General features: G+C 63.6%; 20 protein-coding genes. 13 read left to right on the top strand and 7 right to left on the bottom strand.

The window, feature by feature from the left end; genetic code table 11:
* The 5 genes from IQ25_RS11265 to IQ25_RS11245 all read right to left on the bottom strand — a co-directional run bounded on the left by IQ25_RS11265 (window position 1) and on the right by IQ25_RS11245 (window position 6,847).
* Window positions 1-792 carry an SDR family oxidoreductase gene (locus IQ25_RS11265; RefSeq protein WP_144905783.1) on the bottom strand — a complete coding sequence of 264 codons (792 nt, stop codon included), beginning with the start codon at window positions 790-792 and terminating at the stop codon, window positions 1-3.
* Between the two features lie 13 nt (window positions 793-805).
* Window positions 806-2,323 carry a flavin-containing monooxygenase gene (locus IQ25_RS11260; protein ID WP_144905781.1) on the bottom strand — a complete coding sequence of 506 codons (1,518 nt, stop codon included), beginning with the start codon at window positions 2,321-2,323 and terminating at the stop codon, window positions 806-808.
* 100 nt (window positions 2,324-2,423) lie between these two features.
* Window positions 2,424-3,932: an indolepyruvate oxidoreductase subunit beta family protein gene (locus IQ25_RS11255; protein ID WP_144905779.1), complete on the bottom strand. Its 1,509-nt coding sequence runs from the start codon at window positions 3,930-3,932 to the stop codon at window positions 2,424-2,426.
* A complete protein-coding gene (locus IQ25_RS11250; RefSeq protein WP_144905777.1) occupies window positions 3,932-6,064 on the bottom strand; it encodes an indolepyruvate ferredoxin oxidoreductase subunit alpha in 2,133 nt (710 codons plus the stop codon). Before IQ25_RS11250 ends, IQ25_RS11255 begins: the two co-directional genes overlap by 1 nt.
* 3 nt (window positions 6,065-6,067) lie before the next feature.
* The gene (locus tag IQ25_RS11245) at window positions 6,068-6,847 is read right to left on the bottom strand and encodes a cyclase family protein (RefSeq protein ID WP_144905775.1); all 780 of its coding nucleotides are present in this window, start codon (window positions 6,845-6,847) and stop codon (window positions 6,068-6,070) included.
* Between the two features lie 136 nt (window positions 6,848-6,983).
* Between IQ25_RS11245 and IQ25_RS11240 the strand changes: the two genes are divergently transcribed.
* The 4 genes from IQ25_RS11240 (at window position 6,984) to IQ25_RS11225 (ending at window position 10,867) form a co-directional block, all read left to right on the top strand.
* On the top strand, window positions 6,984-7,448 hold the full coding sequence (locus IQ25_RS11240; RefSeq protein ID WP_246415495.1) for a MarR family winged helix-turn-helix transcriptional regulator: 465 nt from the start codon (window positions 6,984-6,986) through the stop codon (window positions 7,446-7,448).
* A 167-nt stretch (window positions 7,449-7,615) separates the two neighbouring features.
* Window positions 7,616-9,913, top strand: a complete 2,298-nt coding sequence (locus IQ25_RS11235; RefSeq protein WP_144905772.1) for a bifunctional salicylyl-CoA 5-hydroxylase/oxidoreductase — start codon at window positions 7,616-7,618, stop codon at window positions 9,911-9,913.
* A gap of 31 nt (window positions 9,914-9,944) precedes the next feature.
* A complete protein-coding gene (locus IQ25_RS11230) occupies window positions 9,945-10,445 on the top strand; it encodes a MarR family winged helix-turn-helix transcriptional regulator (RefSeq protein WP_246415494.1) in 501 nt (166 codons plus the stop codon).
* Complete coding sequence (locus tag IQ25_RS11225) at window positions 10,445-10,867, top strand: acyl-CoA thioesterase (RefSeq protein WP_144905770.1); 423 nt, start codon at window positions 10,445-10,447, stop codon at window positions 10,865-10,867. The genes IQ25_RS11230 and IQ25_RS11225 overlap by 1 nt, the downstream gene beginning before the upstream one ends.
* 204 nt (window positions 10,868-11,071) lie before the next feature.
* Here IQ25_RS11225 and IQ25_RS11220 read toward each other — a convergent pair whose 3' ends face one another.
* Window positions 11,072-11,983 carry a fumarylacetoacetate hydrolase family protein gene (locus tag IQ25_RS11220; RefSeq protein ID WP_144905768.1) on the bottom strand — a complete coding sequence of 304 codons (912 nt, stop codon included), beginning with the start codon at window positions 11,981-11,983 and terminating at the stop codon, window positions 11,072-11,074.
* Window positions 11,984-12,009: 26 nt separating this feature from the next.
* Window positions 12,010-13,137 carry a cupin domain-containing protein gene (locus tag IQ25_RS11215; protein ID WP_144905766.1) on the bottom strand — a complete coding sequence of 376 codons (1,128 nt, stop codon included), beginning with the start codon at window positions 13,135-13,137 and terminating at the stop codon, window positions 12,010-12,012.
* 140 nt (window positions 13,138-13,277) lie between these two features.
* On the opposite strand from IQ25_RS11215, the gene IQ25_RS11210 reads away from it, so the two are divergent.
* From IQ25_RS11210 to IQ25_RS11170, 9 genes are all read left to right on the top strand, one after another.
* Window positions 13,278-14,297, top strand: a complete 1,020-nt coding sequence (locus IQ25_RS11210) for a carbon-nitrogen hydrolase family protein (protein ID WP_144905764.1) — start codon at window positions 13,278-13,280, stop codon at window positions 14,295-14,297.
* A 22-nt stretch (window positions 14,298-14,319) separates the two neighbouring features.
* On the top strand, window positions 14,320-15,078 hold the full coding sequence (locus IQ25_RS11205; protein ID WP_144905762.1) for a maleate cis-trans isomerase family protein: 759 nt from the start codon (window positions 14,320-14,322) through the stop codon (window positions 15,076-15,078).
* 30 nt (window positions 15,079-15,108) lie between these two features.
* On the top strand, window positions 15,109-15,708 hold the full coding sequence (locus tag IQ25_RS11200; RefSeq protein WP_246415493.1) for a flavin reductase family protein: 600 nt from the start codon (window positions 15,109-15,111) through the stop codon (window positions 15,706-15,708).
* A 260-nt stretch (window positions 15,709-15,968) separates the two neighbouring features.
* The gene (locus IQ25_RS11195; protein ID WP_144905758.1) at window positions 15,969-16,916 is read left to right on the top strand and encodes an NAD(P)H-binding protein; all 948 of its coding nucleotides are present in this window, start codon (window positions 15,969-15,971) and stop codon (window positions 16,914-16,916) included.
* A 70-nt stretch (window positions 16,917-16,986) separates the two neighbouring features.
* Window positions 16,987-18,417 (top strand): FGGY-family carbohydrate kinase, encoded by a 1,431-nt coding sequence (locus IQ25_RS11190; protein ID WP_144905756.1) that lies wholly within the window; start codon window positions 16,987-16,989, stop codon window positions 18,415-18,417.
* The gene (gene lldD / locus IQ25_RS11185; RefSeq protein ID WP_144905755.1) at window positions 18,414-19,559 is read left to right on the top strand and encodes an FMN-dependent L-lactate dehydrogenase LldD; all 1,146 of its coding nucleotides are present in this window, start codon (window positions 18,414-18,416) and stop codon (window positions 19,557-19,559) included. The genes IQ25_RS11190 and lldD overlap by 4 nt, the downstream gene beginning before the upstream one ends.
* 20 nt (window positions 19,560-19,579) lie before the next feature.
* Window positions 19,580-20,653 (top strand): L-rhamnose/proton symporter RhaT, encoded by a 1,074-nt coding sequence (rhaT, locus tag IQ25_RS11180; RefSeq protein ID WP_144905835.1) that lies wholly within the window; start codon window positions 19,580-19,582, stop codon window positions 20,651-20,653.
* A 27-nt stretch (window positions 20,654-20,680) separates the two neighbouring features.
* Window positions 20,681-21,454, top strand: coding sequence for a DeoR/GlpR family DNA-binding transcription regulator (locus IQ25_RS11175; RefSeq protein ID WP_144905753.1), 774 nt, complete (start codon window positions 20,681-20,683; stop codon window positions 21,452-21,454).
* A gap of 149 nt (window positions 21,455-21,603) precedes the next feature.
* On the top strand, window positions 21,604-22,680 hold the full coding sequence (locus IQ25_RS11170; protein WP_144905751.1) for a sensor histidine kinase: 1,077 nt from the start codon (window positions 21,604-21,606) through the stop codon (window positions 22,678-22,680).
* Window positions 22,681-22,711 lie beyond the last annotated feature (31 nt).

The raw sequence follows: 22,711 nt of genomic DNA, 5'->3' as shown, positions 1-22,711 counted from the left end.
TTACCCCTGCCCTGCCAGAAGCGGCATCAGCGGAACGCGCCGCTCAGGCCCGAGCATGCCATAGCCGCCATCGACCGCAGTCTCGCTACCATTCATGTAGCTGGCCGCATCGGACGCGACGAATGCGACCACGTTGGCCACTTCCCCGGCATCTGCGACCCGGCCTAGCAGGTTGAGGTCGGCGGACACCTTGTCGGCATGGGCGCGATCTCCGGTTGTCAGGCCATCGAACGGGTCGGACCAGATATGGCCCAGCGTCACCATGTTCACCCGGATGCCGTCTGCCGCATAATCCATCGCCTGCGCGCGCGTGAGATGGGCAAGCGTCGCCTTCGAGACCGGATAGGCCCAGCGTCCGATGTGCGCGAAGCGGCCCGAGATCGAGCCGATGTTGACGATATTGCCCCGTGCTGCCGCGAGATGCGGCCGCGCCAGTTCGCCCAGGATCGCAGCAGAGACGGCATTGACGTTGAGCGTATCGAGCCAGACGGCACGCGATGTCGCCGGGCCATCATCTCCATACGAACAGGCGTTGTTGATCACGATATCGAGCCTGCCGAATGCGGATGCGGCCCTTGCTACGAGGTTTTGCAGCTCATTGTCGTCAGTGATGTCGGTCGGCACGAACAAGGCTCCCTCGCCCAGCTCGCTCTCGATGGCGCGCCCCTTAGCCTCAGACCGCGCGGCGATAACAACGCGCGCGCCTTCGCTATGCAGCTTGCGGCTGATCGCCGCGCCGATGGAGGCAGCTCCACCCGTGATGATGGCGACTTTGCCAGTCAATTGTCCCATGGTCATTCTCCTGTCAGGCGCGCGCGGTCTGGTGGGCGATGGATGCGGCCGGGCGCTTGGCCGAGACCCCGTGGCGCTTCATCAGGCGGGGCAGCAGGCCACCGTAGTCGGCGGCATCGATCGCCACGAACCAGTGCTTGAGCCGCATCAGCAGAGGAAGCTGCAGGTTCATTTCGTTCAGCAGTTCATCTATGTGGTGGATCGAGAACGGGATGATGTTGGTGCCCTTGCTGTGCTTGCCGTCGGTCCGGGCCTCCATCCATGCGAGACGGCTGTCGACATAGGCATTCTGCTCCGCCTCGCTTGGCAGCTTGATCCCGCCGCCGAGGAAGTCGGCGATCCAGAAGGCCCCGACTTCGGCGTTGAGCTGGCTGAAGAACGACGAATTGTATCCGTTGAAGAGCAGCCCCGGCACGCCGACCGGCACGACCGAGCGGTACAGGCGGAAGTTCCCGCTCTTGTCGGTCACCTTGGCAAGAACCTCGGGCGCCAGGAAATCGCAGCGCTGGTGCCAGCCGGTGCCGCAGACGATCACGTCTGCAGGAACCGTGCTGCCGTCGCTGAGCCGCGCCTTGCCGGGGGTCAGCTCGGCTATCTCGCCCTTGGAGAATGCAATCGATCCATCGGCGACACCTTCGTAGAAGCCATCGGTAACGAGGCTGACGGTCGAACGGGCGATCGTTTCCAGCTTGCCCGCCGGTTCAAGACCGATGCGCTTGAGGCCGAGTTGCCGACTGATGATGCCCTGCACCGTGCCGAGCATGCTGTTGCGCAAGGGCAGGCCCGGGCCGTGCAGGAAGCGTTCGAAACCGCGCACGTTGATGTAGCGGAAAAGCCCCTCGCCCAGCCGATTGAGGAAGAGATGCTTGAAATTGACGACGTTGCCGACCTTCTTCGGGATTTTCCAGATGAGGTGACGGGCTACAACGCGGGTGGAGGCCGCGGTCCGCGCAATGGCGACGGCAGCATCGCACGAGGACTTGCCATAACCGATCACCAGGGCGTGGCGGCGATTGACGAGATCGATGTCAGTGAATTCGCTCGTATGCAGGATCTGCCCGCCCGCGTCCTTGAAGGCGTTGCTCCCGGGGAACTGCGGTATCGACGGGATGGAGAAAATGCCGTTGCAGACGATCACGAGATCGACGATCTGGTCGCTCTCCGCACCGGTTTCCACATCTCGCACCGCAATGCGCCAGCGTTGCCCGGCAGGGGCGACATCGAGCACCTGCGACCCAAGCCGGATCGCGCTGCGGAAGCCGAAGTGATCCACGTAGGATTCAAGATAGGCCTGCATCTGCGTGCCCGAAGGCCATTCCGGATAGGACGACGGCATCGGGAAGTCGGCAAAGGCGTAGGTTTCACGCGGGTTCTGCGTGGTCAGGCCGGGATAGCGGCGCGACGAAGCCCACACGCCACCGACCTCACTTTCCTTTTCGAAGACAATGACGTCATGGCCAAACTGCCTGAGCGTCTTGGCGGTGACGAGACCCGCAATGCCGCCACCGATGATTCCGATTCTTCGAACCATTCTTCATCCCCAAAAGATCGTTATGAGGGGAGGATAGGTGTGGGAGGCTTTGCGGCGATATGCGGCCAGCGCTGCGATTGTTCGTCCAGCGCGGCACTTTTCAAGACGCCTGGCGCACCGGCGAGAGTTGCGAAACCGCGCAGCCCAGCGCCTTCCCTTCTTCATCCTGCAGCGCAGCATCGCGCAACGCGGCGATCCTTGCTGCAGCATCCGGCGTGCCGATAACATGGCTCTCGACAGCGGCGAGAATTGTCTCGAGATTGGCAATGCCGCGCTCGAAGGTGTCCGAATAACCCTTGACCAGCGCCTGGCAGCCGAGGATCTCGACCGCAGCATCGACATCGCTGCGCGCAACATCGCGGACAAGGTCCAGCCAGCGGCCGATACGCTCCTGTTCCATGGCATAGCGCAGGCTGCCGCGGCGAAATGGCCGCATGGCGGCAAGCAGGCGCAGCACAATAAACCAGCGCAGGCCGGTGGTCTCGACATGACGACCGCGCGCGAAGAACGGTTCGAGCCGGCGGCGCCAGCCTTCGCTGGCAAGGATGCGTGAGCCGATGCGGCGCGGCAACGTTTCGCACACTTCCTGCAAGCGAGGATGCATGTATTCGGTTACGCGGAGCAGTTGTCCGCTGCCCACTCGCACTTCGCGCGCGATATGTGCGCTGCGCGTCGCGCGGATCTTGAGATCGGCCACGCGGATCGGATCTTCGTAAGCCATCCACAGTGCGAGGTGCCGCGCCGCCGGGGCAGCCAGAGCCGGGGCGATCGCGGCCAGTTCCTCGACCCGGTCCACATAGACCTCGGCATAGCGCGCATCCTGCCATTCCATCAGCCGGGCGACGCCATCGGTGGCAAGCGCATGCGCCTCTTCGGGCAAGGAGCGGCAAAGACGATCGTGCAGTGCGCGCCCCGCTGCGGTCGTCGGGGCGCGTGGCCCTGCGGCTTCGGCTGGTGCCGGAAGGGCACGCCCAGCGGCATCGAATCCGGAAGCGAAGCCCTTGAGGTTGGCGGCTACCGCCTTGCCTCCATGTCGCACGGCGTCTTCGAAGGCTTCGCGCGGGAACGGCAGAGAGCCGCTGCCGGCCATGGCCCCGAACATGACCGAGCTGATGACGCTGCCCGCAGACTGCGCCGCTTCGGCCATGTCGAAGCCGATGAACCGGGCGGCACGGCGCTCTGCCGCATCGAGAATGCGCGCGTTTGCCCCGGTGCCGTCACCCAGGGCAGACTTTTCCGAAATGGCATAGACGCGGTGCGTCGAACCGATCAGCGTGGTGCGGTCCTTGCTGACAAAACCGCGCAGGATCGCCCTGCCCGCTTCCATCAGTTCCGAGGCTATGACGATGTCGACATCGCCCCGCACGGGCATCATCGCGAGCACAGGATCAGGCCGGTTTCCACCTGCTGCGCCGATACGGACGAGTTCGATATAATAGACTGTCGAGCCGGTGCGCTGGGCAACGCCGGGCACGGACGTGCCCTGTGCGACGTAACCATTCTGCCGGGCAACCACCTGTATCCAGTCGGCAAGGACGCCACCGCCTTCGCCCCCGAGGGCGAGAATGGCGATAGTGATGCGATCGCGGTGTTGATTGAAGATTTCCATCAGAATGCCCTTGCTGCCAAGGTACGCGCGTGACTGCGTTGCAGAGCTCCGATGATCCACTTGCGCGCCTTTGCTGCAACGCGTTCCCATCGGCGCGGATTGGTAATGATGCTGGCCTTCCAGAATGATGGACACAGCACCGCAGCATGGGCGACTTCGCCGCAGTTGCCGCATCCCACGCAACTGTTGTCGATATGGGTGACCGGATGCTGGCGTAGCGGATCCGGATTGGGCCGGATGCTGAGCGAGGGGCAACCTGACAGGCGGATACAGGCGTGATCGCCCGTGCAGGTATCGGCATCGACACCAAAGCGTTCACGCACCACGCGCTTGCCTTCACTGGCGGCCTTGGCCAGCTGCGGCTTGATCCGGCGCTGCTTGTTGAGCATGCATTCGGACTGCGCGACGATGACCTTGGGGCCTTTCTCCGGCGAGGTCAGGGCTTCACGCAGCGTATCGCGCATGCGGGCTACGTCGTATGTCCGGGTCAGGGTGCGCGCCCAGCGTACGCCCATGCCGCGCACAGCCTTTTCAATCGGATGCCGGGTGGTGCGGATATCGTTGTCCGCGCGCGAGGACAGGATGTCCTGCCCACCCGTCGCGGCGGAATAACCGTTATCCACGACGATCGTGACGGTATCGTCCTGGTTGAACACGGCGTTGCCGATGCCCGAGGTGAGGCCGTTGTGCCAGAAGCCGCCATCGCCCATCATCGCCACCGCGCGCTTGCCTCCGGCATTGGGCCTGAACGCCGAAGCGCCCGCCGTGCCGAGGCCATAGCCCATGGTGGTATTGCCGATGTGGAAGGGTGGCAGGATCGAAAAGAGGTGGCAGCCGATATCGGCAGAGACGTGCAGCTCCCCGAGTTCGCGCTGCACCAGCTTCATCGCAGAGAAGATTGGCCGCTCCGGACAACCGGTGCAGAACCCGGCCGGCCGCGCCGGCACATTCGCCGCGAGTTCGGGCTCCACCGGCACAGCCATCTGACGGGCTGGCGCGCGCTCGGGTGACCATTGTTCGAGAAACCGGGCAAGCCCGTCCCCGATCACCTGCCCTGAATACTCTCCAGCGCGCGGCAGAACATCCTTCCCGACGAGGCGCGTGTGCAGATCCGCCCGGCGCAGGATCGTGTTGAGTTCGTGCTCGATGAATTCGGGCTGGCCTTCCTCGAGGACGAGGACCGCCTTCTTGCCTGCGCAGAACTCCACGACCTCGTCGGCAATCAGCGGATAGACCACGTTGAGGCAATAGATCGGCAGCTTCGCGCCACCCCAGGCATCGGACAGGCCGGCAAGCTCGAGGGCGCGGTTGAGCGTGTTGAACAGTCCGCCCTGTACGATGATCCCGATATCATCGCGTTCCGGGCCGAACCATTCGTTGAGGCAGTTGTTGCGGACAAAGGCCTGCGCGGCGGGCCAGCGTTTCTCGACCTTCTCGATCTCGTGCAGGAAGATGGCCGGTGGCAAAACGATCCGGTCCAGATCGCGGGTCGGAGTCTGCGCTGCATCGCCCACGGTCATCGATGGACGGCGATTGTCCTTTGCGACGAAGCTTCCGGTCATGTGGCAGCTGCGCACGCGCATCTCGATCATCACCGGCGTGTTCGAGGCTTCCGAAAGTTCGAAGCCCTTTTCCACCATGTCGACCATCGTCGGCAGGTTCGGCCGGGGATCGAGCAGCCACATCTGCGACTTCATGGCAAAGGCGTGGGTGCGCTCCTGCATGATCGAGGAGCCCTCGCCGTAGTCCTCGCCAATGATGATGAGGGCACCGCCAGTGACGCCGCCCGAGGCCAGGTTGGACAGCGCATCGGAGGCGACATTGGTGCCGACGACAGACTTCCACGCCACCGCGCCTCGAAGCGGATAGTTGACCGAGGCGGCGAGCATTGCCCCTGCCGCAGCCTCGTTTGCGCTGGATTCGAAGTGCACGCCCAGTTCCCGCAGCAGGGGATCTGCATCGGCGAATACGTCCATAAGGTGGCTGATAGGTGAGCCTTGGTAGCCCCCGACATAAGCGACACCAGCCTGCAGCAGCGCCTTGGTGACGGCGAGGATGCCCTCGCCCTCGAAATGCTCACCCGCGCCGAGGCGCAGCTTCTCGACTTCCTTCTTGAACGACCGCTCAGCCATGGATCAGCCCTCGACGAACGCGAGAACGCGCACGGGGCTGCCGGAACCTCCCGCGATCTTGAGCGGCGCAGCAACGATGAAAGCACCGGTCGGCGGCAGGAGATCGAGGTTCTCGAGACACTGCAAGCCATAGAGACCCGCGCCGTGGAGCAGCGTGTGCGCAGGGTAAGGCGGGTCCATGAGGTGCGCCTGGCCAGCATCGGTGCCGATAGTCTCCACGCCGAAGCCGAGGATGCGGCGGGTCTCGATCAGGTAGCGGATGGCCTCGGGATCAGGCCCCGGCGTGTGGGCGCCGTCCTCGCGACGGTTGGTGTAGGCATGGCCGGAACGCTTGGACCAGTCGGTGCGCAGCAGCACCCAGCAGCCTGCGGGAATGGCACCGTGTGCTGCCTCCCAGGCCCGGATGAAATCGGCGGTCAGTATGAAGTCTGCGTCGGCGGTGGCTTCGGCCGAAGCGTCGATCACCACGGCAGGCCCCGTGAAGCGCACGGGCGCAATGGTATCGACTGTATTCTCGGGAAGATCCCTGCCCGTGACCCAGTGGACCGGCGCATCGAAATGGGTGCCTGTGTGTTCGCCGGTGGTAAAGTTGTTCCAGTGCCATGCGACGCCGCGCTCGTCGTAGCAGGAGATTTCCTGGCGGCTGAAGGCGGCGGTCTGGCCGAACGGCTCGGGCAGGACGAGAACCGGGGTGTCTTCCGACAGCGTCTGCGTGAGGTCGATGGTCTTGATTGCACCGCTGCCGACGGCGGCGGCGAATTGGGCGAGCGTGGTTCCCGACATGATTCTCTCCCTGAAGAGGCAAGGACCTGCGGACTGTGACATATTTACGTGCACTTGCAACCAAAAAAGTTGCACATGCACGTTGTATTCATCCCCGATGAAATGTAAGGAACGCGAAACCGGAGGAAATTTCGTTTTGGACAAGCGGCTTCTTGGCGACCCGGGGACCCCTGCTTTTCAGGTCGCCTCCTACCCGTTCTACCTCGTGAACCGGCTTGCCAGCCGCTACAACGCGGTGATCGAGGCGGCGCTGCGCGATATAGGACTGGATATCCCTTGCTGGCGCGTCCTGATGATCCTGGGCGAGGAAAACCCGCGCGGCGTGCGCGATATTGCCGATGCTGCAGTGATCCCGCTTTCGACCATGACGCGGATCGTGCAGCGCATGGCCGCAGCCAACCTCGTCCACTCTGCCCCCAGCCAGCGCGATGCGCGGGTGACTGAAGTCTTCCTGACCGAAGACGGTGAAGCCAAGCTGGCGCAGGCGCGTCAAGCGACGTCGCCCACCTATCACAAGGTCATCCGCAACCTCTCAGCCAAGGATTTCTCGCAACTGATCGACCTGCTCAACCTGCTCTACGATAACCTGGACGAGAGCTGAGCGAAGGGTGGGCAATGTTGCACTGGACAGCCGGTTCAAATTAGTTCAAGTTTAAAACGAATGCGTCCGAACGCGGGCAGCAACAGAATGCACAAGAGCGGGAAACGACGCCAGAACGGCAGTAGACCGGCCATATATTTTAAGTTTGAAATATAGGAGTGTGGTAGATGAGAGTCGCATGTCTCGGCGGTGGCCCAGCCGGCCTTTATTTCGCCATCTCGATGAAGCTGCGCGATCCCGGCCACGATATCGTGGTCCTGGAGCGCAACAAGGCAGGCGATACGTTCGGCTGGGGCGTGGTCTTTTCCGACCAGACCCTTGATAACCTGCGCAGCAATGACCCGGTCAGCGCCGCGACTATTCAGGCCGAATTCGCGCATTGGGACGACATCGAAGTCGTCGTGGGCGACCATGTTGAACGCTCGGGCGGCCACGGCTTCATCGGCATCGGGCGCAAGCGCCTGCTGAACATCCTGCAGGACCGCGCGCGCGAACTGGGTGTGCGGCTGGAGTTCGAGACCGAGTTCGACGCCGACCTTTCCCGATGGTCGGACTATGACCTGATCGTGGCTTCGGACGGGATCAACAGCCGCATCCGCACCCAATACGAAGACCGCTTCGACGTGGACATCCAGACCCGCGCGAACAAGTTCATGTGGCTCGGAACGGCCAAGCTGTTCGATGCCTTTGCCTTCATCTTCGAAAAGACCGAGGCCGGCTGGATCTGGGCCCACGCCTATCGCTTTGACGAGACACGATCGACCTTCATCGTGGAATGCTCGGAAGAGACCTGGCGCGGACTTGGCTTCGACACGATGGAGCAGGCCGATGCAATTGCGGCCTGCGAGCGGATCTTTGCCCGCCACCTCGACGGCGAACCTCTGTTGACGAACGCCGGTCACCTGCGTGGCTCTGCTGCATGGATCAACTTCCGCCGCATCCTGTGCGAGCGCTGGTCGTTCGACAACGTCGTGCTGCTGGGCGATGCTGCGCACACCGCTCATTTCTCGATCGGATCGGGCACCAAGCTGGCGCTGGAGGATGCGATCAAGCTTGCCGAAGTCATGAGCCGCCCGCACATTGCCCACAATCGCGAGAGCATGGCCGCCGCGCTCGAGGAATACCGTGCCGAGCGTCATACCGAGGTGCTCAAGATCCAGAATTCTGCACGTAACTCCACCGAATGGTTCGAGACTCTGGATCGCTACATCGATTTCGCGCCCAAGCAGTTTGCCTATTCGCTGCTGACCCGGTCCCAGCGCGTCAGTCATGAAAACCTGCGCCTGCGCGATCCGGCTTGGCTGGCAGAGGTGGAGCAGTGGTTCCAGCGCGAGTCGGGAGTCGAGCCAGGCAATCGCCCGGCCGAGCCCATGTTCGCGCCGCTGCTGTTGCGCGACCTGACAATTGCCAACCGCGTGGTGGTATCTCCGATACTGACCTATTCGGCAGGCGAGGATGGGGTGCCCGGCGATTTCCACATGGTCCATTACGGCGCAAGAGCCATGGGTGGTGCCGGACTGGTTGTGACCGAAATGACGGCGGTCAGCGAGACCGGACGGATCACACCACACTGTCCCGGACTGTGGAATGACGATCAGACCGAAGCCTGGCGGCGGATCGTCACGTTCGCTCACGCCAACTCGCAGGCAAAGATATGCGTCCAGCTCGGCCATGCCGGCGCGCGCGGCGCAACCGAAGCTGGCCACGTCCAGCCTGACCGGCCCCTGCAGGAAGCGAATTGGCCGCTGATTGCGGCATCAGCCCTGCCCTACAAGCCCGGCAGCCAGGTTCCGCGCGCGATGACCCGGACAGACATGGACGCGGTGAAGGCCGACTTCGTTGCTGCCACCACCCGGGCCAAGGAAGCAGGCTTCGACATGATCGAACTCCAGGCCGGCCACGGCTTCCTGCTGTCTAGCTTCATCTCACCGGTGCTGAACCACCGTGACGATGAATTCGGCGGTTCGCTGGATAACCGGCTTCGCTATCCGCTCGAGGTCTTTCGCGCGATGCGTCATGCATGGGGCGAAGAGCTCCCCTTGGCCGTCCGCATTTCGGCGAACGACTGGGTCGGCAGCGCCGGCGTTACGCCCGACGAGGCCGTACGGATCGCCGCAGCGTTCCGGGACGCCGGAGCCGATATCGTCGACGTCTCTGCTGGCGAAACGGCAGCTTCGGCACGCCCCGTCTATGGTCGCATGTTCCAGACGCCGTTTTCAGACCAGATCCGCAATGAGGCCGGTTGCGCGACGATCGCCGTGGGCAACATCTACGAGGCGGATCATGTCAATTCGATCCTGGCTGCAGGCCGTGCGGATCTTGTCGCGCTCGGCCGTCCGCATCTCGCCGATCCAGCCTGGACCATGCGCGCAGCCGCACGATCCGGGCAGGAGATTGCCGTGCCCCCTGCATATGCTCTAGGGCTCGCGCAAATGACACGCACTCTGCAGCCTCAGGCTCGGTGAGCGCCACGGCAGCCAGCAGGAGGAACCGGCCTTGTTCAGCGGCGACCAGAACGAATCCATTCCCGAAAAGCACGATGGGGAACTGATCGGCCGGCAGGACATCCGTGTCCTGCTGCGCCTGTTGAGCTGTTCGATGACGATCGAGAAGCGTCTGCGTCGTCGTTTCATCGAGCAGTTCAACACGACACTGCCTCGCTTCGATGTGCTGGCCGCGCTGGAACGCAATCCGGACGGCGTGACCATGAGCGAGCTTTCCCGCTTGCTGCTGGTTTCGAACGGCAACGTGACCGTGCTGGTTCGCCAGCTGGAGTCCGACGGCTACCTCAGCGCCGAGGCACCGCCCGAAGACAAGCGACGCACGATCGTGATGATGACCAGGAAGGGCCGGGAACATTTCAAGTTGCTGGCCGACGCGCACCATAAATGGATCGGCAGCATGTTCCGCCAGATGAGCCCTGCCGATATGCAATCACTCTATTTGCTGCTGGCGAACCTTAAGGTTTCGCTCGCTGCAGAGGAAGAGACGGACTGATGACGTTCATTTCTACCCAGTTGGTACGCTTCGCCCATGTCGATGCGGCCGGCATCGTTTTTTATCCGCGCTACTTCGAGATGCTCAACGCCGCGGTCGAGGATTACTTCGCGCAAGGGATCGGCGTGGATTTCGCCGAGATGCATATCCGCCGCGGTTTGGGCGTGCCCACCGTGACGATCCAGACCACCTTCTTCAGCCCGAGCAAACTCGGCGACCTGCTGGATTTCAGGCTCTCCGTCCCACGCGTGGGGCGCAGTTCCATGGAACTGGTCGCAGAAGTGCTCTGCGGTGACGAAAGGCGGCTTGAGGCCACGGCGACGCTGGTCTGCATGGACCTGGAGGCAGGACGTTCGGTGGCCTGGCCAGATGACATGAGGCCCAAGCCGATGACGGGTGAACATGCGGTAGCAGCCGCCTAGCAGCCGCGACCGCAGGCCTCTCCCCGGCAACACAACAGCACAGACGCGCAAGCAAAAGGCGGTGGCAGGCATACTGCTTCCGCCTTTCTGCATGGACAACAGCGCTACCCGGCGTCGCCTCCCTTGCATGACAAGGCCTCTCCCGAACAGGTCCGGGAGAGGCCGTCACACCCCTTTCATGGGAGCAGGGTTCTAGTGTCCAATTCAGCCCGCGACGACGGGGTGCCGCAGCTTGCCGATGCCGGTAGCCTCGGCTTCGATCACGTCTCCCGGCCACACCCATTCCTGCGGATTGCGGCCGGCGCCCACGCCCTCGGGCGTGCCGGTCGCGATGATGTCGCCCGGCTCCAGCGTGATGCCCTGGCTGATGTCGGCGATCAGTTCATCGACCTTGAACAGCATGTGGCTGGTGTTGTTGCGCTGCTTCTCAACTCCGTTGACGGTAAGCCAGAGGTCGAGCGTCTGCGGATCGGGGATCTCGTCGGCCGTGACGATGCAGGGCCCCATGGGGCAATAGCTGTCCTGCCCCTTGGAATAGATCCACTGCCCGGCCCGGCGACAATCGCGCGCGCTCATGTCGATCAGCACGGTATAGCCGAAGACGTGTGACAGCGCGTTCTCGCGCGTAACGCGTTGCGCCGTGGTGCCAATGATCGCCGCCAGTTCAACTTCCCAATCGAGTTGCTGCGTGATGTCTGCCCGGTGGACGATGGGTTCACCCGGCGCGATGACCGACGTTGGCGGCTTGGAGAAGATCACCGGCTGCTTGGGCAGATCGGGCGCGGTATCGAGCGCCGCCGCGCTTTCGGCCACGTGATCGATGTAGTTGAGCCCGATACCGAAGACGTTCTTGTCGGGACGCGGGATCGGCGCAAGCAGGATCACGCCCGCCAGCGGCAGCGCGCCATTGACCGGCCAGCGGCCGCCTGCTTCCTTGAGCAGGAAACCGAGCTCGCTGACGGCGACTGGCCCGAGCTTGATGAAATCGAGCATGCGCGATGGCAGGGGCGAGCCAGCGCGTTCACCCAGCGTGGCAACATCGATGACAAGATCATCGACAAGCACGCCCAGGCGCGCCTCTGCTTCGATGGAGCGGCGATAGGTAACAAGACGCATGGAATGTCCTTTCGGCAATGCGAGGATCAGGAGATGACCGGTTGGAAGCCGCCGTTTTCAGCAAGACCTTCGGCGCGATAGAGGCCGAGTGTGCGCATCGTTGGCAGGTCGTGGAACGAAAACAGGCATGCATCTTCGCTGTCCGAGCCGTTGACGTGCTCGTGCCACATCCATGATGGCACCACGAAGATGTCGCGCTCCTTCCAGTCGAAGCGCCTGCCGCCGATTATCGAATGGCCCGAACCCTTTGCGCACTGGTAGACGAAGCTGCCAACCTCGCGATGTGCCCTGGTATGTTCGCCAGGACGCAGCAGTTGCATCGATGCGCCCATCGTCTGCATCGGCGCGCCGCCCGTGAAGGGATTCACGTAATCCATGTGGATGCCGTCGTAAGGCGATCCGTCTGTGACCCGCGCATACTTCAGCAACGCCTCGTAGGTCGGCTCCCACTCGTATTTGAGCAGCGGCGAATATCGCTTCGACCATGTCTCTCCAGCAGGCCTGAGCGCGGGATTGCCCCAGGTCGCGGTGGAATCGTCGATCGGGAAACTTACCGCCTGCTGCAGATCGGGGTGCACTTCGTAGAAGTTTGCTTCGAGAGCATTCATCAGCGGAATGTCGAGCCCGTCCTGCCAGATGCAGACAGTGCCGTCCTCGGCAACGCCATGTTCGTGCCAGGTGCCGTTGGGCGTGAGCACGAAGTCGTTGCGGCCCAGCGTCATCTTATGCCCGTCGACGTTGGTGAAGGCGCCGCTTCCCTCCATGATGAAGCGCAGGGCTGAAGCGGAATGGCGGTGGCTGGACGCCAGCTCGCCTGGGCCCATGACCTGCAGGCCAGTGTAGAGCCAACCTACCGCGGCGGTCACGTCGCGGCGGCCGGGATTGGCCAGATAGACCACCCGGCGGCCCGCCTGTTCCGGGCTGACGAGTTCCAGAGCGCGCAGCACATGTTCGCGCAGGCGATCGAATTGCCACAGCACCGGCTGCGATTCGGTCACGGGCTCCCAGGGTTCGATCTTGTTTGCCACAGTCCACAAGGCACCGGCATGCTGGCTCTCAAGGTCCTTGTAGAACTCAACAAGCTCCTCGGTGTCGGCCACATTTGCACGGCCGAGCACTTCCTCGCGATATGCATCGTAAACGGCTTCGGCCATCGCCACGTCTCCTCGCCAAATTTGTTACAAGCTTAAAATATCTTGCATCGCAGTGTCAACATGAGGCAAGGGTCACGCAGCGAAAAACTTGCAGACGCACGCAACGACTCGTGCCGACTGGCAGGAAGGTGGATATCCAGATGCTGAACCTACCGAGTTTCAAGGCTGCGGCGGTGCAGACCAGCCCGGTGTTTCTCGATCCGATGGCAACTTGCGCGAAGGCCGCGTCGCTGATTCGCGAGGCGGCGGGCAACGGCGCATCCCTCGTCGTATTCCCCGAGGTCTTCGTTGCAGGATACCCCTACTGGAGCTGGATCGCAGACCCCGTCTCGTGCAGCCCGTGGTTCGAACGGCTGGTGCGCGCTTCGGTCCTGCTCCCGGGCCCCGAGATCGCGATCGTGTGCGAGGCTGCGCGCGAATGCGGCGTCCACGTGATAATCGGGGTCAACGAACGCAGCCCGGTTTCGCTGGGCACGCTGTTCAACACGCTGGTGTTCATCGGGCCCGACGGCGCGATCATGGGACGGCATCGCAAGCTGGTGCCGACCTGGGCGGAAAAGCTGACATGGGCACCGGGCGACGGCGCGGGCCTCGTGGTTTACGACACCGCGATCGGCCCTCTGGGCGGGCTCGCCTGCGGTGAGAACACCAACACGCTGGCGCGGTTCTCGCTGCTGGCGCAAGGAGAACTTGTGCACGCGGCAAGCTATATCTCGCTGCCGGTCGCCCCGCCCGACTATGACATGGCCGAGGCGATCAAGGTCCGCGCCATGGCCCATTCGTTCGAGGGGAAGGTCTTCACCATCGTCTCGTGCTCGACCATCTCTGACGAAATCATCGCAGCGATGGAAACACTCGTTCCCGATGCACGGTCGCGGCTCGAACGGAGCAACAGTGCGTTTTCAGGGGTGATCGGGCCGGACGGGCGCTTGGTGGGCGAGCCGCTCATTGATGCCGAAGGCATCGTCTACGCCGACATCGACCTATCGCGCTGCATCCAGCCCAAGCAGATGCATGACATCATCGGGCACTACAACCGTTTCGATATCTTCGAACTGACCGTGAACCGCAGCCCCCGCGCCCCGGTTACCCTGACCGGCCAGCAGGAAGCGCCCTCCGGCCCTGCCAGCGAGGCCGTAGCCGCGACGGACAAACCTTGATCAAGCATTGCAGGAACCAATCATGAGCATGACCCGGCCCTTCCGCGTGGGACAGATCGTCCCGTCCTCCAACACCACGATGGAAACCGAAATTCCGGCAATGCTGCGCGCTCGCGAAGCTATCCTGCCGGAGCGCTTCACCTTCCATTCCAGCCGCATGCGCATGAAGCACGTGGTAAAGGAGGAACTGGAGGCGATGGACCGCGACAGCGACCGCTGCGCGATCGAACTGTCTGATGCGCGTGTCGACGTGCTCGGCTATGCCTGCCTGGTCGCGATCATGAGCATGGGCAAGGGCTACCACAGGATTTCGGAAGCCCGGCTTCACCAGCGCACGGTCGATAACGATGCTCCTGCGCCGGTCGTCACCAGCGCAGGAGCGCTGATTGAGGGCCTGCACCGCCTGGGTGCCAGAACGATCTCGGTGATCTGCCCCTACATGAAGCCGCTGACGCAGCTGGTGGTTGACTACATCGAAAGCGAGGGAATTACCGTGCGCGACTTCACCGCATTGGAAATCCCGGACAATCTTGAAGTAGGCCGTCACGATCCGCAGCACCTGCTCGAAATCTACAAGCGCGTCGACCGGACGGGGATCGATGCCTTCGTGGCATCTGCCTGCGTGCAGATGCCGTCCCTACCGATCATCCAGAACCTGCAGGATCAGATCGGCGTACCGGTTGTTTCTGCAGCCGTTTGCACGACGCACCAGATGCTCGATAAGCTCGGACTCGAACGCAGGGTGCCCAACGCGGGCGCGTTGTTGGGCGGACAATACTGAGCGAAAGGCATACACGCGATGATCTGGGACATGGCTGAGCTCAAGGCGTCGGAACGATACCGGATCCTCGGATCGTGCATTGTTCCACGGCCCATCGCCTGGGTCAGCTCGCTTTCTCGTGATGGCGTTCAGAATCTTGCCCCGTTCAGCTTCTTCAACGCGATGGGAAACAGCCCGCCCGTGCTGGCAATTGGCATGGTAGAGTCGGCCTTTTCAGGTCTGAAGGACACGCCGGCCAACATCCGCGACACCGGTGAGTTCGTCGTCAATCTGGTGTCAGAGGATCTCGCCGAGACAATGAACCTGACCTCGGCTGACCATCCCCCGGAGATCGATGAGGCAGCGATCGCAAACGTCGCGCTTGCACCTTCGGTCAAGGTGAAGCCCCCTCGCGTGGCTTCGGCACCGGTCGCGTTCGAATGCCGGACCACGAACTTCATCGAAACCGGTCCGAACCAGGTCCTTGTGGTGGGCGAAGTCCTCGTCTCGCACGTGGATGATCGCTTTGTCCTTGATAGCGACACGATCCGCCTTGACATCGAGGCGATGCGGCTCGTCGCACGACTTCATGGCCGTGGCTGGTACAGCAGGCAAACAGATCTCTTCGAAATGCTCAGGCCGCGAAGCTGACGGACTGGTTCCGCAAACCCGATCCGGCAAAACATGTCATCCACCCACTAGGCGGACGAACCACACTCGTCCGCCGTTTTTTCCACGCCCCACCAGTCGCGCATCTGCGGGGGCAAGGAACAGCGGTTTGGCAGGGACGGTCAGGCCACCGCGATATCTCGTCACATCAAATCCGCTTGGCCAAGACCGCTTGAACGCACCTGCGTTCTGATCGACACTCCCACCTGCGCCCTCTCCAGCGAGCGGGCCGGGAGAGGGACATGCGCGTCTGTGTTGTCGGTGCGACAGGTACCATCGGTCGGGCGACCGTGGCAGCCCTCATGGCGCGCGGGCAATCTGTGACATGCCTTGTCCGGCGCGCCGATGCCGATCTGAGCCGCAGCGCAACCGTGGTTGCGGCCAATTTGGCGGACACAGGCAAGCTCGGCGAGGTCTTTGCCAACGGGCGCTTTGACGCGGTCGTGTCGTGCCTCGCTTCGCGCACCGGGGTGCCGACCGATGCCTGGGACGTCGATTATCGCGCCAACCTTAACGTGCTCGAAGCCGCGCAGGTTGCAGGTGTCACGCAGTTCGTGCTGCTCTCGGCGATCTGCGTGCAAAAGCCGCTGCTGGCCTTCCAGCATGCCAAACTGGCATTCGAAGCGGAGCTTGTCGCCTCGGGCCTGCGCTGGTCCATCGTCCGCCCAACCGCCTTCTTCAAATCGCTCTCAGGCCAGATCGAACGCGTCAAGGCAGGGCGGCCGTTCCTGATCTTCGGCAATGGTGAGTTGACCGCCTGCAAGCCGATCAGCGATGGCGATCTGGCGGCCTACATTGCCGATTGTCTGACGCAGGAGGACCGCTGGAACCGCATTCTCCCTATCGGTGGTCCCGGTGATGCAATTACGCCGCGCCAGCAGGGCGAAGCGCTGTTCGCCATGCTCGGCAAACGCCCAAGCTTCCGCTCGGTCCCGCTGGCCATGCTCGACATGATTGCAGGTGCGCTCGGCCTGTTCGGCCGCGTCATCCCCGGCCTTGCCACCAAGGCCGAACTTGCCCGCATCGGCCGTTATTACGCCAGCGAATCTATGCTCGTGCTTGATCCCGTGACCGGCCGATACGATGCCGCCGCCACCCCATCGACCGGCAGCGAGACGCTGTTCGACCATTACCGTGCCGTGCTCGAAGGCAGCGCTGAGGTCGATCGCGGCGATCATGCGGTGTTCTGAGCTTTCTGCTGGAAACGATCAGGATTGATTGCTATTGATCGTTTTCAAGCATTTTAACGGGAGAGCGCGCTTGGCTTCGGGCGCAACCGCCAAAGGCGCAACAATAGTCATCGATCTCGGCAAGACGCTGAGCAAGGTCAGCCTGTGGGACGCAGGCGGGACCATGCTCGATCGTCAGGTGCGCCCCAACGTGCCGCTCGAGATCGGTGGCATCCGCCGCCTTGATGCACCCGCCACGGCCAAGTGGCTGCTGGAAACACTCGCCTCCTACGCCCGCCAGCCGGTCGAGACGATCGTGCCCGTAGGCCACGGCGCAGGCATCGTCGCGCTGGTCAATGGCAAGCTCGCCTTTCCCCCGCTCGATTACGAACAGCCGATCCCGCCCGAGGTCATGGCCGCATACCGTGCGCAACGCGATCCCTTCGCGCTGACCGGCTCGCCCGCCCTCCCCGATGGCCTCAACTTCGGCAGCCAGCTGTGGTGGATGGAGCGGTTTGCGCCCGATGCCATGGCCCGCGCCACCTTGCTCCCTTGGGCGCAATACTGGGCGTGGTTCCTCACCGGCAATGCGGTGAGTGAAGTAACCAGCCTCGGCTGCCATTCCGACTTGTGGTGTCCGCAAGAAGCAGACTTCTCGCCCATGGCCAAGCGCCTGGGCTGGGCGCAGCGCTTCGCCCCGCTCGTCCGCGCAGGAGACACGGTGGGCACGCTCCTGCCCGAAATTGCCGCGCAGACCGGCCTTTCACCAGACGTTCGCGTCCTCGCGGGCCTGCACGATTCCAACGCCGCCCTGCTCGCCGCGCGCGGTTTTGCCGAGATCGCCGAGAACGAGGCAACCGTGTTGTCCACCGGCACCTGGTTCATCGGCATGCGGCTTCCAGCCACGCCGGTGAACACCGCCGACCTTCCCGAAGCGCGCGATTGCCTCGTCAATGTCGATGTCCATGGCCGCCCCATCCCCTCTGCCCGCTTCATGGGCGGGCGCGAGATCGAGACGCTGATCGAGATCGATACCCGCCGCGTCGATATCAAGCCAGACCAGCCCGCGCTTCTCGCGGCAGTGCCCGAAGTGTTGCGCAAGCCGGCCATGATGCTGCCGACGCTCATGCGCGGCTTCGGACCCTTTCCGGCCGGCCGGTTCGACTGGATCAACCGGCCCGAGGACTGGTACAAACGCCGCGCCGCCGCCTGCCTCTATGCCGCGCTGGTGGCCGACACCGCGCTGGACCTCATCGGCTCGTCCGAACGCCTTCTCGTCGAAGGCCGCTTTGCCGAGGCCGAAGTCTTCGTCCGCGCGCTTGCCGCCTTGCGCCCCGACACCGCCGTCTACACCGCCAACGCCCACAACGACGTCTCGTTCGGCGCGCTGCGCCTGATCGATCCCAAGCTCACCCCCCGTGGCGAACTGGTGCGCGTCGAACCGCTCGACGGCGATCTCGACACCTACCGCAACCGCTGGCACGCCGAGATCGACGCCTCGCTCAAGAGAACCGCCGCATGATTGCTGCTTCGATCCCCGATTTCCGCGAGCTCGCCCGCCGCCGCCTGCCGCACTTCCTGTTCGAATATATCGACGGCGGCTCCTACAGCGAGACGACGCTCAGGCGGAACGTCAAGGACCTGCGCGACATCGCCCTGCGCCAGCGCGTGCTGCGCGACGTTTCCGGCCTCGACCTCTCGACCGAACTGTTCGGCCAGAAGGTCAGGCTTCCAGTCGCCCTCGCCCCCATCGGCCTTGCCGGGATGAACGCCCGTCGCGGCGAGTGCCAGGCCGTGCGCGCAGCAGAAACGGCAGGCGTCCCCTTCACTCTCTCCACCGTCTCGGCCTGCTCGCTTTCCGAAGTCGCCAAGGCGGCAGCCAAGCCCTTCTGGTTCCAGCTCTACATGACCCGCGACCGCGGCTTCATGCGCGAACTGCTGCAGGAGGCAGTCGAACTGAACTGCTCGACCCTCGTCTTCACCGTCGACATGCCAGTGCCCGGCAGCCGCTATCGAGACTACCATTCCGGCCTCGCCGGTGCCTCGGGCATGAAAGGCGCGATCCGCCGCGCCCTGCAAGGCGCGATGAAGCCCGCGTGGGCATGGGATGTCGGCGTGATGGGTCGCCCGCACGGCCTCGGCAACGTGATCCGCAAGCTTCAGGGCAAGACCGGCATCGAAGACTTCTTCGCCTGGATGCGGGAGAACTTTGACAGCTCGATCTCGTGGAAGGACCTCGATTTCATCCGCTCGGAATGGAAGGGCCCGCTGGTAATCAAGGGCCTGCTCGATGCCGAGGACGCAGTCGAAGCCGCCAATCTTGGTGCGGACGGTATCGTCGTGTCCAACCACGGCGGGCGCCAGCTCGATGGCGTGCCCTCCACCGCCCGCGCCCTGCCCGCCATTGCCGATGCTGTGGGTGACCGGATGACCGTGCTCGCCGATGGCGGTGTACGCTCAGGCCTCGACGTGGTGCGCATGCTTGCGCTCGGCGCAAAAGGCGTGCTGCTCGGCCGCGCGTGGGTCTTCGCGCTCGCCGCCAACGGACAGCAGGGTGTCGAGCACATGCTCCGCCTGATCGAGGCCGAGATGCGCGTCGCCATGACGCTCACCGGCGTGAAGAACATCAGCGAGATCGACCGCTCGATCCTCGTAAAAACATAACAAAAATGGGACAGGAACCGATGGGCGCGAACCCGCTGCTGGGCGTACTCTTTCACTGGATCGGAGGCTTCTCCTCGGCCAGTTTCTACGTGCCGTACAAGCGCATCAAGCTGTGGTCGTGGGAAGTGTTCTGGCTGGCCGGCGGCCTGTTCTCTTGGGCAATCGCGCCCTGGCTCTTCGCCTCGATCCAGACGAAGGACCTGCTCGGCGTCCTCTCCGCCACCCCGCGCGATACGCTGATGTGGTGCTGGTTCTGGGGCGCGATGTGGGGCTTTGGCGGGCTGACCTTCGGCCTGACCATGCGCTACCTCGGCCTCTCGCTCGGCATGGCAGTAGCGCTCGGCCTCACCACGGTGATCGGCACGATGGGTCCGCCGATCTTCGATGGCACCCTTGGAGCGATCGCGGCGACCACCAGCGGAAAGCTCACCCTGCTCGGCATCCTGATCACGCTGGCCGGGATCGTGGTCGTCGCCCGAGCAGGCAATGCCAAGGAAGCCGATCTCGGCGGCGCGGCGTCCGAAGGCGTGGCCGAGTTCAACTTGCGCAAGGGCCTTCTGATCGCGACCTTCTCTGGCGTCATGTCGGGCTGCTTTGCCTGGGGCCTTGCCGCAGGCCAGCCGATCCGCGACCTGACGCTGGCCGCCGGCACCGATCCGCTTGCCCAAGGCCTTCCCGTCCTGTGCGTCGTCCTTGCCGGCGGCCTCACCACCAACGCGCTGTGGTGCGCCTACCTGATCGCGAAGAACAAGAGCTTCGGCCAGTTCTTCGGCGCGGCCTCGCCCGAGGCACAACCCGGCGAGCGCCCGAACCTCCTCGCCAACTGGCTCCTCGCGGCGCTTGGCGGCACGCTCTGGTACGGCCAGTTCTTCTTCTACACGATGGGCGAAAGCCAGATGGGCGAATACGGCTTCTCCTCCTGGACGCTGCACATGGCTTCGATCATCCTGTTCTCCACGCTCTGGGGCTTCGCGCTCAAGGAATGGAAGGGCGCATCCGCCCGCACCCGCACGCTGGTCTGGACCGGCATCGGCCTGCTTGTCGGCTCGACCATCGTCATCGGCCTTGGCAACATGCTGCAGGCGAGTGCATAAGCGCGGGCGGAAGGGACCCCAGCTCAAATGCACGCGGAAGAACGGGAACGGCGGATATTCGAGGCGCTGCGGCCGACCGGCTTTGTCAGCTATCGCGATCTCGAAGCCCTGCTCGATGCCTCGCCCGCCACGATCCGGCGCGATCTGACGCGGCTTGAGGAAGCAGGCCAGATCGTCCGCGTCCACGGCGGGGCCAAGCTGCCCGACGGGGAAGACGGCACCGGCCCGCGCCTGCTCGGCACCCCGTTCGAACAGAGCATCACCCGCAACCTCGCCGCCAAGCAGGCCATCGGCAAGGCCGCCGCCGCGCTGTGCTCGCCCGGCGAAGGCGTGATGATCGATGGCGGCACCACCACGCTGCAGATGTGCGCGCACCTCGATGGCCTGGGCCTTCAGGTGCTGACCAACTCACTGCACATCGTCACCGCGCTGCTGCCACAACCGACCACGCGCATCCTCGTGCCATCAGGCGCCGTGTTCCGCGAACAGAACATCATTCTTGCCGCAGCGGGCGAGGAATCGATGCCACGCTTTCACGCCCCGCGCCTGTTCATGGGTGCCGCCGCCGTCGGCCCCCAAGGCGCGATGCAGGCAGACGTCGTCCTCGTCGCCGCCGAACGCCGCCTGATCGACCGCGCCGAAGAAGTGATCCTGCTTGTCGACAGCAGCAAGTTCGAAACGCAATCGGGCACCATCGTCTGCGGGCTCGACGAGATCGACACAATCATCACCGACAGCGGGATTTCGCCGCAAGCCGCGCAGATGATCAGCGAGGCACAAGTCAGGCTGATCGTCGCCTGACATCCGGTTTACACCGCACCCGTCGTCAAGGCGATTAGGACGCACGGCGAATACATGGTAACCCACAAGAGTTCGCCAGCATCCTTGCCGACGGGCAACCGGAAATGGCTCTCGCCCTGCGGGTCACCGGCTTTCGGAAAGCCCGGGCCATGGAATTCCTTACGCCCATCCCTCCCCACGAGGCGAGCAGCCTCGGCATGGCGCTTGTCATGTCGTCGGCCACCCCCCTTGTCCTGCTCAGCGACAGTCTGGTCGTGCAGGCGGCCAGCGGCTCGTTCTGCCGCGCCTTCTCGATCAACTGCACCAACATCGTCGGCCGCGAACTTTTCGAACTGGGCGATGGCGAGTGGAACATCCCGCAGCTGCGCTCACTCCTCAAGGCCACGGCAGCCGGCCGCGCAGCGATCGAGGCCTATGAAATGGTTCTGCGTCGCCCCGGCGCAAAACCGCGCACCCTGATCCTCAACGCCCACGTTCTTGCCCATCCCGACAGCGAGCCCCTGCGGCTGGTGCTGGCCATCACCGACATCACGGAGTCTCGCGCCGCCGAAAACCGGGTCCGCCATGCAGAGCTGGAGAAGGAAGCCCTGCTCCGCGAAAAGGAAGTCCTGCTGCAGGAACTCCACCACCGCGTGGCCAACAGCCTGCAGATCATCGCCAGCGTGCTGATGCAGCGCGTGCGCAGCGTCCAGTCCGAAGAAACGCGCGAGCATTTGCGCGATGCCCACCACCGCGTGATGTCCATCGCCACCCTGCAGCGCCAGCTCGCCGCCACCGCCACCGGCGATGTCTATCTTAGGCCCTACCTCTCGGGCCTGTGCGCCAGCATCGGCGCATCGATGATCGCCGATCCGGCAGAACTGACGCTCGAAGTCGTGGTCGACGACAGCTTCACCTCGGCAGACAGGTCGGTCAGTATCGGCCTGATCGTGACCGAACTCGTGATCAACGCGCTCAAGCACGCCTTTCCGGGCGGGCCGAAGAACGGCAAGATCACGGTGGGCTTTGCAACCAACCCGCAAGGCTGGCTGCTGTTCGTGGGCGATAATGGCGTAGGCTTGCCCGGCAACTTCGCCCAGGCCAAGCCGGGCCTCGGCACCGGCATCGTCAACGCACTGGCCACCCAGCTGTCATCGACGGTAACAATCGCAAACGCCAATCCCGGCACGCTGGTCTCGGTCACCCACGTCGATGCCGAGCCTGTAGCAGACCTCAAACGGGTCTAGGGTCAGATTGGGGGGCGAGGACCGCTAATGC

The sequence above is a fragment of the Novosphingobium taihuense genome, from assembly GCF_007830315.1.
GTDB classification, from domain to species: domain Bacteria; phylum Pseudomonadota; class Alphaproteobacteria; order Sphingomonadales; family Sphingomonadaceae; genus Novosphingobium; species Novosphingobium taihuense.
This window is presented reverse-complemented; position numbering and strand designations above follow the sequence as displayed.

Bases quoted from the DNA above. Each gene is read 5' to 3' on its own strand.
- IQ25_RS11265 (WP_144905783.1), bottom strand. From the start codon at position 792: ATGGGACAATTGACTGGCAAAGTCGCCATCATCACGGGTGGAGCTGCC.
- IQ25_RS11260 (WP_144905781.1), bottom strand. From the start codon at position 2,323: ATGGTTCGAAGAATCGGAATCATCGGTGGCGGCATTGCGGGTCTCGTC.
- IQ25_RS11255 (WP_144905779.1), bottom strand. From the start codon at position 3,932: ATGGAAATCTTCAATCAACACCGCGATCGCATCACTATCGCCATTCTC.
- IQ25_RS11250 (WP_144905777.1), bottom strand. From the start codon at position 6,064: ATGGCTGAGCGGTCGTTCAAGAAGGAAGTCGAGAAGCTGCGCCTCGGC.
- IQ25_RS11245 (WP_144905775.1), bottom strand. From the start codon at position 6,847: ATGTCGGGAACCACGCTCGCCCAATTCGCCGCCGCCGTCGGCAGCGGT.
- IQ25_RS11235 (WP_144905772.1), top strand. From the start codon at position 7,616: ATGAGAGTCGCATGTCTCGGCGGTGGCCCAGCCGGCCTTTATTTCGCC.
- IQ25_RS11225 (WP_144905770.1), top strand. From the start codon at position 10,445: ATGACGTTCATTTCTACCCAGTTGGTACGCTTCGCCCATGTCGATGCG.
- IQ25_RS11220 (WP_144905768.1), bottom strand. From the start codon at position 11,983: ATGCGTCTTGTTACCTATCGCCGCTCCATCGAAGCAGAGGCGCGCCTG.
- IQ25_RS11215 (WP_144905766.1), bottom strand. From the start codon at position 13,137: ATGGCCGAAGCCGTTTACGATGCATATCGCGAGGAAGTGCTCGGCCGT.
- IQ25_RS11210 (WP_144905764.1), top strand. From the start codon at position 13,278: ATGCTGAACCTACCGAGTTTCAAGGCTGCGGCGGTGCAGACCAGCCCG.
- IQ25_RS11205 (WP_144905762.1), top strand. From the start codon at position 14,320: ATGAGCATGACCCGGCCCTTCCGCGTGGGACAGATCGTCCCGTCCTCC.
- IQ25_RS11200 (WP_246415493.1), top strand. From the start codon at position 15,109: ATGGCTGAGCTCAAGGCGTCGGAACGATACCGGATCCTCGGATCGTGC.
- IQ25_RS11195 (WP_144905758.1), top strand. From the start codon at position 15,969: ATGCGCGTCTGTGTTGTCGGTGCGACAGGTACCATCGGTCGGGCGACC.
- lldD (WP_144905755.1), top strand. From the start codon at position 18,414: ATGATTGCTGCTTCGATCCCCGATTTCCGCGAGCTCGCCCGCCGCCGC.
- rhaT (WP_144905835.1), top strand. From the start codon at position 19,580: ATGGGCGCGAACCCGCTGCTGGGCGTACTCTTTCACTGGATCGGAGGC.
- IQ25_RS11175 (WP_144905753.1), top strand. From the start codon at position 20,681: ATGCACGCGGAAGAACGGGAACGGCGGATATTCGAGGCGCTGCGGCCG.
- IQ25_RS11170 (WP_144905751.1), top strand. From the start codon at position 21,604: ATGGAATTCCTTACGCCCATCCCTCCCCACGAGGCGAGCAGCCTCGGC.